Below are 12,859 nucleotides of genomic sequence, written 5' to 3' on the forward strand. Positions count from 1 at the left end.
GGGCGGGGACGCGGGCGAGGAAGCGGGCAGGGGCAGGGGCACTGGCGAGGAAGCGGGCGGGGGAACGGGCGGGGGCGCGGGCGGGGAAACGGGCGGGGGCGCGGGCGGGGGCGCGGGCGGCGACGCGGGTGTCATCGGGCCCCCTTGGGCGCGCGGCCGGGGCCCGCCGGTCCGGCGAAGGCCTGCGCGATGTCCAGCCACGCGTCGGCGTCGGCGCCTTCGGCCCGTACGGCGAGATCGGCGCGGTGCGCCCGCTGGGTCACCAGCAGACAGAAGTCGAGCGCGGGCCCGGTCACCCGCTGGACGGCGTCCTCGGGGCCGTACGTCCACACCTCCCCGCCAGGACCGGTCAGTTCGACGCGGAAGGGTTCGGCGGGCGGGCGCGCGCCCCGGACGAGATAGGCGTAGTCACGGGCCCGTACACCGATCCACGCCACATGCCGCAGCCGCGCGGTCGGTTCGCGCCGTACGCCGAGCGCGTCCGCGATGTCCTGCCCGTGTGCCCAGGTCTCCATCAGCCGTGCGGTGGCCATGGAGGCGGCGCTCATCGGCGGCCCGTACCAGGGGAAACGCGCGCCGGGCGGCGCCTCGCGCAGGGCCCGGTGCAGCCGCGCGCGGCCGTCGCGCCACCGGGCGAGCAGTTCGGCGGGCGGGAGTAAGGCCCCGGCCGCCGCGCCCTCGTCGACGAAGGTGCCGGGGGCGGCGCGCGCCTCATCGGATGCGGCGGCGAAGGCGCCCGGGTCGGTCATGGCGAGCAGCGCGGCGGAGTCGGTCCAGGTGAGATGAGCGATCTGGTGGGCGAGGGACCAACCGGGTGACGGGGTCGCGAGAAGCCATCCTCCGGGCTCCAGCGGGGCGACCAGCCGGTCGAGTTCCTCGCTCTCGCCGCGCAGATCGCCGAGCAGGTCGCTGTGCGGATCGTCGTGCACTGCGGCAGAGCCGGAGTCGGACACGGATGCGCTCCCCTCGGGACACGGCGGTGTGCGTGCCCCGGAGCATGGCAGTGCCCGGAGAAACAATCAAGCGTGCTTGCTTTGCTGTTACAGGGTCTCTTCCCCGGCCTCGCCCCGGGCCGGCGCGGGGGTTTGCGCCGGCGCGGACTCCGGGCCGGACTCCGGGCCGGACTTCGGGGTCCCGCGGCCGATCTGCGTCCGTACGGCACCCATGCTCGCCACGATGACCAGCGCGATCGCCAGCGCGTCGGTGGCGGCCAGCGCCTGGTCCAGGACGAGGAAACCGGCGGTCGCCGCGATGGCCGGTTCCAGACTCATCAGCACGGCGAACGTCGGGGCGGGCAGCCGCCGCAGGGCGAGCAGTTCGAGGGTGTACGGGAGGACGGAGGACATCACCGCGACCGCGAGAGCGAGCCCGAGCGTGGAGGGCACCAGCAGTTTCGAGCCGGACTCCACGATACCCAGCGGGAGGGCGAGCAGCGCGCCGACCGCCATCGCCAGCGCCAGCCCGTCGGCCTGCGGGAAGCGCCGGCCGGTACGCGCGCTGAAGACTATGTACGCGGCCCACATGGCGCCCGCCCCGAGCGCGAACGCCGTGCCCAACGGGTCGAGCCGGTCGAACCCGCCGCCGCTGAGCAGCAGCACACCGCCGAGCGCGAGCCCCGCCCACAGGAGGTTGACCAGCCGCCGCGAGACGATCACGGACAGCGCGAGCGGCCCGATGACTTCCAGGGTGACGGCCGCGCCCAGCGGAATACGGTCGGCCGCCTGGTAGAAGAGGCAGTTCATGGCGGCCATGACGGCACCGAAGGCGATCACCGTGCCCCAGTCGGCGCGCGAGTGGCCGCGCAGGGCGGGCCGGCAGACCGCGAGCAGCACGATCGCGGCGAGCGCGAGCCGCAGCGAGACGACGCCGAGGGCGCCGGTCCTGGGCATCAGCAGAACGGCGACGGCGGCACCGAACTGCACGGAGAGCCCGCCCGCCACGACCAGGGCGACGGGGCCGAGGGCCCGCTTGCCGCGCGCGGGCCGGCCGGATCCGGTGGAGTCGCCGGGGGGTGCCGCCTGGACGGCCCCGGTGGCTTCCGGCAGCGAGACAGCGGCGGCGGCATCGACGGTGGCATCGACCGCCGCGGCATCGAAGGCGACAGCCGCACCGGTGTCGGCAGCGGCGCCGGTGTCGGCGGCAGCGGCAGCGGTACGCGGCTCTTCCACCGGATCCCTCCCTTGGTTCGCTTCAATGTACTCGCGGTCCAACATACTGCACTTTTGCGCCGCCCATTCGGGCTCTGTCCCGCCGTCACGCTACGGCCCTGGAGTCCACCCCGTGAAATACCGATTGGGCTGCCGTTATGCTCCGGGCGCATGAGCATCGAGCTGCGCCATCTCCGCTGCTTCCTCGCCATCGCCGAGGAGTCCAGCGTGACCCGGGCGGCGGCCCGGCTGCATCTCACGCAGCCCGCCGTCTCCCGCACCCTCGCCGCTCTGGAGAAGCATCTCGGCGTACGGCTCGCGGAGCGCTCCACCCACCATCTCGCCCTCACCGCCGAGGGGCGCGCCTTCCGCGAGCGGGCGGCCTCGGCCGTCGCCGCGTTCGACGACGCCCTCGACGCCGAGCGGCTGCGCCGCAGGCCGCTCAGGCTCGGCCACGCGTGGTCGGCCTTCGGCCCGTACACCACGCCGTTGCTGCGCCGCTGGGAGCGGGAGCGGCCCGGGACCCCGCTCGAACTGCTGCGGATCGACGACCGTACGGCCGGGCTGGCGCGCGGCGAGGTCGACGCGGCGCTGCTGCGCGGCCCGGTGGAGACCCCGGGGCTGGTCACGGAGCTGCTCTTCACCGAGGCCCGGATCGCGGCGGTCCCGGCCGACGGACCGCTGGCCGCGCGTCCGTCCCTGACGCTCGCGGACCTGGTGACGGAACCGCTGATCGTCAACCGGGTCTCGGGCACGACGAGTCCGGCGCTGTGGCCGCCGGGCGCGGGTCCCTCGGCCACCGTCACGGTCACCAACACCGACGACTGGCTGACGACCATCGCGGCGGCGCGCGGCATCGGCGTCACGGGCGCCTCGACGGCCGCCGTGCACCCCCACCCCGGGGTCGCCTACCTGCCGCTGCCCGACGCCCCGCGGCTCCAGGTCTTCCTGGTCTGGCGCGAGGGCGCCGCGCATCCGGCGATTCCCCATCTCGTGGCCCTGGCCCACGAACTGACATCGGGAGCGTGATCGCGCCCGACCGCGGCGCCCGACCGCGGCGCCCGACCCCGTCCGACCCCGCTCGACCCCGTCCGACCGCGTTCAACCGGGCCCCGTTCGCGCCCGCTCGCGCCCCGTTCACCCGCATGCCCGTCACCGCGCGCCCCCTCGGCAGGGGGTGAACACACTGATGTCGACTCGCCCTCACCCGTTTCAGCAGAGGAGAGAGACATGGCCATGCCATCCACTCCCGGGCGGCGGACACGTTCGCGTCCGGGCCCGAGGAGAGGTTCACGTTCCGGCCCCCGGATACGTTCGCACCACGCGTGCGCCCTCGCCGCGATGTTCACCGCGACGGCGCTCGTCAACGCCATACCCGCCGCCGACGCCGCCGCTGCCGCCGACCACTCGGGGTCCCGCGGCGTCACCGCCGCCAAACCGACGATCGTGCTGGTGCACGGCGCCTTCGCCGACGCGTCGAGCTGGGGCGAGGTCGTCCCGAACCTCCAGAACGACGGCTACCGCGTCATGGCCCCCGCCAATCCGTTGCGGGGCCTGCACGGCGACGCGGCATACATAGCCAGCGTCCTCAGAAGCATCAAGGGCCCGATCGTCCTGGTCGCCCACTCCTACGCCGGCGCGGTGATCAGCGGCGCCGCGGTCGGCAATCCGCACGTCAAGGCGCTCGTCTACATCAACGCGCTGATGCCCGACAAGGGCGAGGTCCTCTCCGTCCTGTCGGCGAAGTTCCCGGGCAGCGAACTCGGTACGGCCACGAACTCCGTACCGTTCACGCAGCCGGACGGATCCACCGCCATCGATCTCTACATCAAGCCCGAGCGGTTCCGGCCGGTGTTCGCGGCCTCGCTGCCCGAGGCCACCACAGCGGTACTGGCGGCGACGCAACGCCCCATCGCCGCCCAGGCGTTCGCCGACACGGCCGGACCCGCCGCCTGGAAGACCATCCCCTCCTGGGCCCTCGTCTCCACCCAGGACAAGACCATCTCCCCCGAGCTGGAGCGCTTCGAGGCCAAGCGGGCCGGATCTCATACCGTCGAGATCAATGCCCCGCACCTCGCCATGCTCGCCGATCCCAGGGCCGTCACCGACCTGATCCTCGATGCCGCCCGGTCGCGGGCGGCGGGCGGTGAGCCCGACGGAACGCTGGCCGCCACGGGCCCCACCCCGTCCGTCGTCGTCGGGGTCGCCGGAGCCGCCGTCATCGCGGGGGCGAGCCTGGTCTCCGCGACCCGCAGGCGCCGGCCCACCGCGAGCTGACGCGCGCGAGCGCGCCGGCGCGGGAGCAGGGGCAGGAGCAGGCAGGAGCACGGGAGCAGGCAGGAGCAGCAGGAGCACACACAGAAGCACGGGATCCGGCCGAGGGATCCGGACGGTGCACGGCGCGAAGGCCACCGCCGGACCGCCCCTCCCGTCACCGCCCCTCGGCCGGACTCCCCGTCGATTCCGCCTCCTTCAGCGCCTCCGCGAGCACCTCCGCGAGATGCCGTGCCCGGTGGCCGCCCAGCTGCGCCAGCTGGGTACGGCACGAGAAGCCGTCCGCCAGGATCTCCGTCCCCTCTCCGGCCGCCCGCACCGACGGCAGCAGCTGGTCCTCCGCGCAGGCCACCGAGACCTCGTAATGGCCGCGTTCGAAGCCGAAGTTGCCCGCCAGCCCGCAGCAGCCGCCGCTCAGTTCGCCGGTCAGGCCCGCGCGTTCACGCAGCCTGCGGTCCGCCTCGTCGCCCAGGACCGCGTGCTGGTGGCAGTGCGTCTGGCCGGTGACCCGACGGTCGAGCCGGGGCGGACGCCACCACGGCGCGCACTCCTCCAGGGCCTGGGCGAAGGTCCGTACGGACGCGGCCAGCCGCGCCGCGCGCGGGTCGTCGCCGAGCAGCTCCGGCAGGTCCGTGGTGAGCGCGCCCGCGCAGCTCGGTTCCAGGACGACGACCGGCAGGCCGGCGTCCAGCAGCGGTTCCATCAGGTCCAGCGTGCGGCGCATGACCGTACGCGCGCGGTCGAGCTGGCCCGTCGAGACATACGTCAGTCCGCAGCAGACCCGGCCCCCCTGAGGCGGCGCCACGACACCGATCCCGGCCGACTCGAAGACCCGTACCGCCGCCCGGCCCACCGACGGCGTCAGATACTCGGTGAAGGTGTCCGGCCACAGGACCGCGGAACGGCTCCGCGCGAAGACCTCCGTACGGGCCTTCAGATGCCGCCCCAGCCATCGCCCGAACGGTTCGGGCGCCAGCGGCGGAATCGTACGCTCCGGGGCGATGCCCCCCAGCCGCTTGGCGAGCGACGCCAGCGGAGGCACCCGCGCCGCCGCGTTCAGCACCCGCGCGAACGGCGCCGCCAGCCGCAGCCAGCGCGGCAGCAGGCCCATCGCGTAGTGCGCGGCGGGCCGCATCCGGCCCGCGTAGTGGTGGTGCAGGAACTCCGCCTTGTACGTGGCCATGTCCACGCCCACCGGGCAGTCGCTGCGGCAGCCCTTGCAGGACAGACAGAGGTCCAGCGCGTCCCGTACCTCCGTCGAGCGCCAGCCGTCCGTCACCACCTCGCCCGCGAGCATCTCGTGGAGCAGCCGGGCGCGCCCGCGCGTGGAGTGCTGCTCCTCGCCCGTCGCGCGGAACGACGGACACATCACCCCCGACCCGGAGCCCTGCCCGGAAGCCACCCCGGAGCCCTGCCCCGAACCCGGCCCGGAACCCGCTGTCGCTCCCGGGCCCGGCCCGCCCACCCGGCACTTGGCGACGCCCACACACCTGCGCACGGCCGCCGAGAAGTCCCCGCCTCCCGGCCCGTCGTGCGGATAGCCGAACGCGACCTCGACGCGCTCGCGCGGCAGCACCGCGAAGCGGAGATTCTCGTCGAGCCGTGCCGGGCGGGCCAGCACGCCCGGGTTCATCCCGCCCGCCGGGTCCCACAGGTCCTTGAACCGGCCGAAGAGCCCGGCCAGCTCCTCCCCGTACATCCTCGGCAGCAGCTCCGAGCGCGCCAGTCCGTCGCCGTGCTCGCCCGAGAGCGAGCCGCCGTGCGCGACGACCAGCGATGCCACCTCCTCCGAGAAGCGCCGGAAGCGCCGTACGCCGTCGTCGGTCAGCAGATCGAAGTCGATACGGACATGGATGCAGCCGTCGCCGAAGTGCCCGTAGGGCGTGCCGCGCAGGCCGTGCTCCGCGAGCAGCGCGCGGAAGTCGCGCAGATACGCGCCCAGCCGGGCGGGCGGCACCGCGCAGTCCTCCCAGCCCGGCCACGCCTCCGTGTCGTCGGGCATCCGGGTCGCGGTCCCCGCGGCGTCCTCCCGTACGCGCCACAGCGCCCGTTGTCCGGCCGGGTCGGCCACGACCGTCCCGTCCAGCGCGTCGGCCGCGCGCAGGATCGTGGCGGCGGCGGCCCGCGCCTCGCCGGGCGTCGCGCCGCCGGTCTCCACGAACAGCCAGGCCCCGCCGCGCGGCAGTCCGTGCCCGCCGTCGCCCCGTACGCGCACGAGGTCCTCGGACATGCCCTCGACCGTCAGCGGACCGTACGGGAGCAGCCCGGCCGCGGCTTCGGCGGCGGCGCTCTCGTCCGGGTAGCCGAGGACGGCCAGGGCGCGGGCCGGGGGCGACTCGACGAGCCGTACCGTCGCTTCGGTGACAACCCCGAGCGTGCCCTCGCTGCCGCAGAAGGCGCGGGCCAGATCGGGGCCGGCCTCGGGCAGCAGCGCGTCCAGCGCGTAGCCGGAGATCCGCCGGGGCAGCCCGGCGGGGAAGCCCGTGCGCAGCGGCGCGAGATTGCTCTCCACCAGCTCGCGCACTCCGGCCGGGGCGCCGTCCCAGCTCCTGCCGAGGCGCAGTGCGTCGCCGCCGTAGGTGGTCACCGACAGCTCGTGGACGTTGTCGGCCGTCGTGCCCCAGGCCACCGAGTGCGCTCCGCACGAGTTGTTGCCGATCATCCCGCCGAGCGTGCACCGGCTGTGCGTGGACGGATCGGGGCCGAACGTCAGCCCGTGCGGCCGTACGGCCTCGCGCAGCTCGTCCAGGATGACTCCGGGCTGGACGACCGCCGTGCGCGCCGCCGCGTCCACCGACACGATCGACCGCAGATGGCGTGTGAGGTCGAGCACCACGCCCAGGCCCGTGGCGTTCCCGGCGATCGAGGTCCCGGCGCCGCGCGGCACCACCGGCACCCCGTACGTACGGCAGACCGCCAGCGCCGCCGCCACGTCCGCCGCGTCGTACGGGGCGACGACGCCGACCGGTACCCGCCGGTAGTTGGACGCGTCCATGGTGGTCAGGGCTCTGGCAGCCGCGCCGAAGTCCACCTCGCCGCGCACGGCCGCCGTCAGCGCAGCGGCCAGTTCGGTGGCCGGTGCCGTGTCTCCCGCCCGTGCCGTCGCTTTTCGTGCGGTGCGTGTATCCCGCGTATCCCGCGTTTCGCGCTCAGCCATGAATCCAGCATGCCCCCGTCGCACTCACCGTCCCGGTTTTTCCTGGTTCGCCGCTCCCGGAACAGCGAAGAAAGGAAACAGGAACCTCCCAAACTGATCGTCAATTCTCATATAGTGGCCACCGTTTGAGCACTATCCAACAGCGCCCGCGCCCCTCATCCCCGGACGGCCGGGCGGCCGACCGCCTTCCCGATCCCCACATCCTGGAGCAGGTGCGCGTTGGACTCCGCAACCTCCGAACGGGCCACCAGCCCGTCAACGGCCCGGCCGAACCTGGCCAGTACCGCCGACAACGGCCTGAAGATCGTCATCGTCGGCGGCTTCGCCGTCGGCAAGACGACCATGGTCCGTTCCGTCAGCGAGATCCGCCCTCTCAACACCGAGGAGGCGATGACGCGCGCGGGCCAGGACATCGGCGAACTCGCGGGACTCGACGGACTCCAGAGAAAGAACACGACCACCGTCGCCTTCGACTTCGGCCGGATCTCCCTCGACGCGCGCTCGGTGCTCTATCTTTTCGGGGCCCCTGGGCAGGAACGTTTCTGGTATCTCTGGGACCGGCTCTTCTCCGGCACCCTCGGCGCGGTCGTACTCGTCGACACCCGCCGTCTCTCCGACTCCTGGTACGCGATCGACCGGCTGGAGCACCACGGCATACCTTTCATGGTGGCCTGCAACGACTTCGGCGGGCCCGTCCACACCGAGGAGGAGATCCGCGCGGCGCTCGTCCTGACGCCGGACGTGCCGCTCGTGGAGTGCGACGCGCGGGACCGCTCCTCCAGCAAATACGTACTGATCACGCTCGTCGAGTACCTCCACGCCCTGTCCGAGAAGAGAGCGGCGGCCCCGGGGGTGTCCGCCCCGGGGGTGTCCCCCTGAGGACCGTCACACTCCGACCGTCGTACTCCGTACGGGTGAAGCTCCGGGCGGGAGGCCGGGGCGGCGGCGACACGCGCGGGGCCGTCGTGACCCCCTTTCCGCCGCCCGCGCGGGTGTCTCACCCGACGGACACGGTTTTCGGCCGTGTGACGTAAGGGACTACGCTCCGGCCCGTGGCCGATATCCAGATTCCCGCTGACATCAAGCCCGCCGACGGCCGTTTCGGCGCAGGCCCCTCCAAGGTGCGGACGGAGGCGGTGGACGCGCTGGCCGCCACCGGTACCTCGCTCCTCGGCACGTCCCACCGCCAGGCCCCGGTCAAGAAGCTGGTCGGCGCGGTGCGCGAGGGCGTACGGAGCCTCTTCGAGCTTCCCGAGGGCTACGAGGTGATCCTGGGCAACGGCGGCTCCACCGCCTTCTGGGACATCGCGACGCACGGACTGATCGAGAACAAGTCTCAGCACCTCTCCTTCGGTGAGTTCTCCTCCAAGTTCGCCAAGGCGGCGAAGCTCGCGCCGTGGCTGGCCGACCCGACCGTCATCTCCGCCGACCCCGGCTCGCACCCGGACCCGGAGGCCGAGGCGGGCGTCGACGTCTACGCGTTCACCCACAACGAGACCTCCACCGGTGTCGCGGCCCCGCTCAAGCGCGTCGCGGGCGCCGACGAAGGGTCGCTCGTGCTGGTCGACGCGACCTCCGGCGCCGGCGGCCTGCCGGTCGACATCGCCGAGACGGACGTCTACTACTTCGCCCCGCAGAAGTCCTTCGCCTCCGACGGCGGCCTGTGGATCGGCGTCTTCTCGCCGGCCGCGCTGGAGCGCGCCGCGCGCGTCCACGCCTCAGGACGCCATGTCCCCGAGTTCTTCTCGCTGCCGACGGCGATCGACAACTCGCTGAAGAACCAGACGTACAACACCCCGGCGCTGGCCACGCTCTTCCTCCTCAACGAGCAGCTCACCTGGCTCAACTCCCAGGGCGGCCTGGACTGGTCGGTGCGCCGTACGGCCACCTCCTCGCGCACGCTCTACGGATGGGCCGACGCCTCCAAGTACGCGACCCCGTTCGTCGTCGACCCGGCGAAGCGCTCGCAGGTCATCGGCACGATCGACTTCGCGGACGAGATCGACGCGGCGGCCGTCGCCAAGACGCTGCGCGCCAACGGCATCGTCGACACCGAGCCCTACCGCAAGCTGGGCCGCAACCAGCTGCGCGTGGCGATGTTCCCGGCGATCGACCCGGCGGACATCTCGGCGCTGACGGAGTGCATCGACTACGTGATCGAACGCCTCTGACAGCCCCTGCCCGTCTCTGAGCGGTCTCCGAGCCCTCCCCGAGCCCTCTCCGAGCTGGCTCGGACGGTTCGGATCCGGTGATCCTCGGCTTCGCCTCCCGGGCCCCGGCGCACGCACACCGCGCCGGGGCCCGTCGCATGCGCCCCCGGGCCTCATCTCATCCGCTCGGCCGCCTGACCCCTGCGCGTCATCTGCTCAGCCGCCGGACCCTCCACGTCATCTGCTCAGCCGCTGGAACCTCCGTACCGCCAGGGGTACGAACACCGCCGTCAGCGCCACCGGCCAGGCCACCGACAGCAGCAGGGCGTGCTCCTCGGGCCAGCTGCCGCCGCTCGCCACCGGATTGCCGAACAGCTCCCGCGTCGCCGTCACCGTCGAGGACACCGGGTTCCACGCGGCCACGGTGCCCAGCCAGTCCGGCATCAGCGAGGGCGCCACGAAGATGCTGGAGATCATCGTGAGCGGGAAGGCGACCACGAAGAGGTTCCCTGCCGCTTCCGGGCCGGGCACCAGCAGTCCCAGCCATACCCCCACCCATATCAGCGCGAAGCGCAGGAGCAGCAGCAGTCCGAAGGCCCCGAGCGCACCCAGGAACCCGCTGTCCCACCGCCAGCCGATCGCGTACGCCGTCACGGCCAGGATCAGCAGCTCCGCGACCGCCGTGAGCAGATCGCCGACCCCCCGGCCCGTGACCACCGCCGACGGCGCCATCGGCATCGACCGGAAGCGGTCGATGACCCCCTTCGTGCTGTCGGTGACCACCGCCACCGCCGTGTTCATGAAGCCGAAGGCCATCGTCATCGCGAACATCCCGGGCATCAGGAACTCCCGGTAGTCGCCCCCGCCCGGCACCGTCATGGCGCTGCCGAACACATACCCGTACAGCAGCACGGAGACGATCGGGAAGCCCAGCTGCCAGAGGATGTAGACCGGCTGACGCTGGTAGTGCGTCAGCCCTCGCCGTACGACGTTCCAGCAGTCGGCCACCGCCCAGTACGCACGGCCATGGCGGCTTCCGTAGTCGCTCCCGGTCTCCAGATCCAGCGCGACGCTCATGCCGCCATCCCCTCCTTCACACCCGTGGCCACGTCCCCGTCCGGGCCCCTGTCCGGGTCCCTGTCCGCGCCCCCGCCTGTACCGGCATCCGCGTCGGCGCCCGTACGGCGTCCGGTCAGCCGGAGGAACACATCGTCGAGGCTCGGCCTGCGCAGCCCGATGTCCTCCACCGCCGTCCCCCGGTCCTGGAGTGCGCGCGCCACCTCCGTCAGCGCGGCCACCCGGTCGCTCACCGCCGCGTGCACCCGGCGCGCCGCGTCGTCCGTCTCCACCGCCGCGTCGGCCACTCGCGCCACCGCCTCGACCGCCGCCGGTATGTCCGCGGGCTCCGCCACCACGACCTCGATCCGGTCACCGCCCACGGTGTTCTTCAGCTCCGCCGGGCTGTCGTCCGCGATCGCCCGCCCCTGGTCGATGACCGTCACACGCGAGGCGAGCTTGTCCGCCTCGTCCAGATACTGCGTGGTGAGCAGTACGGTCGTACCGCCCGCCACCAGTGCCCGCACCGCGTCCCAGACCTCACCGCGACCGCGCGGGTCGAGACCCGTCGTCGGCTCGTCGAGGAAGAGGACCTGCGGGGCGAGGATCATCGACGCGGCCAGGTCCAAACGGCGCCTCATCCCACCGCTGTACTCGCCGACGCCCTTGCCGCCCGCCTCCACCAGATCGAACTGCTCCAGCAGCTCACCTGCGCGCAACGCCGCCCGCCGCCCGCCCAGATGGAAGAGACGGCCGAACATCTCCAGGTTCTGCCGGCCCGTCAGGATCTCGTCGACCGCCGCGTACTGCCCCGCGAGGCCGACCCTGCTCCGCACCCGCCGGGGATCACGCGCCACATCGACGCCCGCCACCTCCGCCCGCCCGCCGTCGAACCGCAGCAGGGTCGCCAGAACACGGACCGCGGTGGTCTTGCCCGCGCCATTGGGCCCGAGCAGTCCGTGCACGGTGCCTCTGCGCACGGCGAGGTCGAAGCCGTCGAGCGCGCACTTCCCTCCCCGCTCCCCGTACCTCTTCTGGATCGCCTCCGCCAACACCGCATGGTCGCTCACAGCCCCTCCAAGGCAAGCCATCGATCAACTGAGTACAGCGTACCCATAGCAGAGTACACCGTACCCATTTTCTTTCCAGGGGATTACGCTGAGCCCATGACATCGACGGAATCGACCGGCAGCGGCAACGTCACGCGCAGTCTCGAACTCCTCTGGGGCTCGGGCGAACGCCCCAGCCGCGGCCCCAAACCCGGCCTCACGCTCGACCGGATAGTGACGACCGCCGTCGCGCTCGCCGACGCCGAGGGGCTGGACGCGGTCTCGATGCGCCGGCTCTCCACCGAGCTGGGCACGGGCACCATGTCGCTCTACCGGTACGTGCCGGGCAAGGCCGAGCTGATCGACCTGATGCTGAACCAGGTACAGGGCGAGACGGCCGCGCCGGCCGAAAGCCCCGACGCCGACGCCGACTCCCACTCCGCCCCCGGTTCCGCCCCCGGCACCGGCACCGGCTGGCGCGCCGCCGCCGAGGCGATGGCGCACGACGTGCTCGCGCTCCATCAGCGCCACCCGTGGCTGCTCTCCGTGAACCAGGCCAGGCCGGTCCTCGGCCCGAACTCGGTCAGCGGGCTGGAGAGGAAGCTCGCCGCCATCAAGGGCATGGGGCTGACCGACCCGGAGCTGATCTCAGTGATCATCATGGTCGAGGGCTATGTCTCCGGCGTCGCCCGCACGCACGTCCACGCCGTCGAGGCGGAGAAGAAGTCGGGCATCACCGACCAGGAGTTCTGGCAGGCGCAGGAGCCCGTCCTGTCGAAGGCCATGACCAGCGGGGTGTATCCGGTCATGGCCGCCATGTCCGAGGAGGCGTTCGCCCCCGAATTCGACCACTTCGCGTTCGGGCTCCAGCGGATCCTGGACGGTTTGGAGGTGCTGGTCGAACGACGCGCGGCAGAGGGGGGTACGACGGAGCGGGGCAAGGCGCAGCAGGGCAAGGCGGGGCCGGGCGAGGCGCGTTGACGCGCACCCGGACGGCTGGCCGAGGCCGGAGCCGGCCGACGTGAG

10 protein-coding genes are annotated in these 12,859 nt (G+C 72.8%); 5 read left to right on the forward strand and 5 right to left on the reverse strand.

Going from position 1 to position 12,859, the window contains the following annotated elements; translation table 11 throughout:
* Nucleotides 1–131: 131 nt before the first annotated feature.
* Nucleotides 132–953: a TIGR03084 family metal-binding protein gene (locus ACIOGX_RS19835; RefSeq protein ID WP_401914780.1), complete on the reverse strand. Its 822-nt coding sequence runs from the start codon at nucleotides 951–953 to the stop codon at nucleotides 132–134.
* Nucleotides 954–1,040: 87 nt separating this feature from the next.
* Nucleotides 1,041–2,045 carry an EamA family transporter gene (locus ACIOGX_RS19840; protein WP_401915120.1) on the reverse strand — a complete coding sequence of 335 codons (1,005 nt, stop codon included), beginning with the start codon at nucleotides 2,043–2,045 and terminating at the stop codon, nucleotides 1,041–1,043.
* A 273-nt stretch (nucleotides 2,046–2,318) separates the two neighbouring features.
* On the opposite strand from ACIOGX_RS19840, the gene ACIOGX_RS19845 reads away from it, so the two are divergent.
* A complete protein-coding gene (locus tag ACIOGX_RS19845; protein ID WP_356515086.1) occupies nucleotides 2,319–3,176 on the forward strand; it encodes a LysR family transcriptional regulator in 858 nt (285 codons plus the stop codon).
* A 312-nt stretch (nucleotides 3,177–3,488) separates the two neighbouring features.
* On the forward strand, nucleotides 3,489–4,424 hold the full coding sequence (locus ACIOGX_RS19850) for an alpha/beta fold hydrolase (RefSeq protein ID WP_401768110.1): 936 nt from the start codon (nucleotides 3,489–3,491) through the stop codon (nucleotides 4,422–4,424).
* A gap of 154 nt (nucleotides 4,425–4,578) precedes the next feature.
* Here the strand turns inward: ACIOGX_RS19850 and ACIOGX_RS19855 are convergent, their stop codons facing one another.
* A complete protein-coding gene (locus ACIOGX_RS19855; protein ID WP_401914783.1) occupies nucleotides 4,579–7,578 on the reverse strand; it encodes an FAD-binding and (Fe-S)-binding domain-containing protein in 3,000 nt (999 codons plus the stop codon).
* A gap of 219 nt (nucleotides 7,579–7,797) precedes the next feature.
* Between ACIOGX_RS19855 and ACIOGX_RS19860 the strand changes: the two genes are divergently transcribed.
* Nucleotides 7,798–8,457: an ATP/GTP-binding protein gene (locus ACIOGX_RS19860; RefSeq protein WP_356515081.1), complete on the forward strand. Its 660-nt coding sequence runs from the start codon at nucleotides 7,798–7,800 to the stop codon at nucleotides 8,455–8,457.
* 173 nt (nucleotides 8,458–8,630) lie between these two features.
* A complete protein-coding gene (gene serC / locus ACIOGX_RS19865; RefSeq protein ID WP_401914786.1) occupies nucleotides 8,631–9,749 on the forward strand; it encodes a phosphoserine transaminase in 1,119 nt (372 codons plus the stop codon).
* A 216-nt stretch (nucleotides 9,750–9,965) separates the two neighbouring features.
* Here the strand turns inward: serC and ACIOGX_RS19870 are convergent, their stop codons facing one another.
* Both ACIOGX_RS19870 and ACIOGX_RS19875 read right to left on the reverse strand, forming a co-directional pair.
* Complete coding sequence (locus tag ACIOGX_RS19870) at nucleotides 9,966–10,805, reverse strand: ABC transporter permease (protein WP_401914789.1); 840 nt, start codon at nucleotides 10,803–10,805, stop codon at nucleotides 9,966–9,968.
* Nucleotides 10,802–11,875, reverse strand: a complete 1,074-nt coding sequence (locus ACIOGX_RS19875; RefSeq protein ID WP_356515075.1) for an ATP-binding cassette domain-containing protein — start codon at nucleotides 11,873–11,875, stop codon at nucleotides 10,802–10,804. Before ACIOGX_RS19875 ends, ACIOGX_RS19870 begins: the two co-directional genes overlap by 4 nt.
* A gap of 75 nt (nucleotides 11,876–11,950) precedes the next feature.
* Between ACIOGX_RS19875 and ACIOGX_RS19880 the strand changes: the two genes are divergently transcribed.
* On the forward strand, nucleotides 11,951–12,814 hold the full coding sequence (locus ACIOGX_RS19880; protein ID WP_356515073.1) for a TetR/AcrR family transcriptional regulator: 864 nt from the start codon (nucleotides 11,951–11,953) through the stop codon (nucleotides 12,812–12,814).
* Nucleotides 12,815–12,859 lie beyond the last annotated feature (45 nt).

Origin of the sequence: Streptomyces sp. NPDC088147 (assembly GCF_044741565.1) — a bacterium.
GTDB lineage: Bacteria > Actinomycetota > Actinomycetes > Streptomycetales > Streptomycetaceae > Streptomyces.

Coding starts and splice junctions, on each gene's coding strand:
- ACIOGX_RS19845 (WP_356515086.1), top strand. CDS start 2,319: ATGAGCATCGAGCTGCGCCATCTCCGCTGCTTCCTCGCCATCGCCGAG.
- ACIOGX_RS19850 (WP_401768110.1), top strand. CDS start 3,489: ATGTTCACCGCGACGGCGCTCGTCAACGCCATACCCGCCGCCGACGCC.
- ACIOGX_RS19855 (WP_401914783.1), bottom strand. CDS start 7,578: ATGGCTGAGCGCGAAACGCGGGATACGCGGGATACACGCACCGCACGA.
- ACIOGX_RS19870 (WP_401914789.1), bottom strand. CDS start 10,805: ATGAGCGTCGCGCTGGATCTGGAGACCGGGAGCGACTACGGAAGCCGC.
- ACIOGX_RS19875 (WP_356515075.1), bottom strand. CDS start 11,875: ATGGCTTGCCTTGGAGGGGCTGTGAGCGACCATGCGGTGTTGGCGGAG.
- ACIOGX_RS19880 (WP_356515073.1), top strand. CDS start 11,951: ATGACATCGACGGAATCGACCGGCAGCGGCAACGTCACGCGCAGTCTC.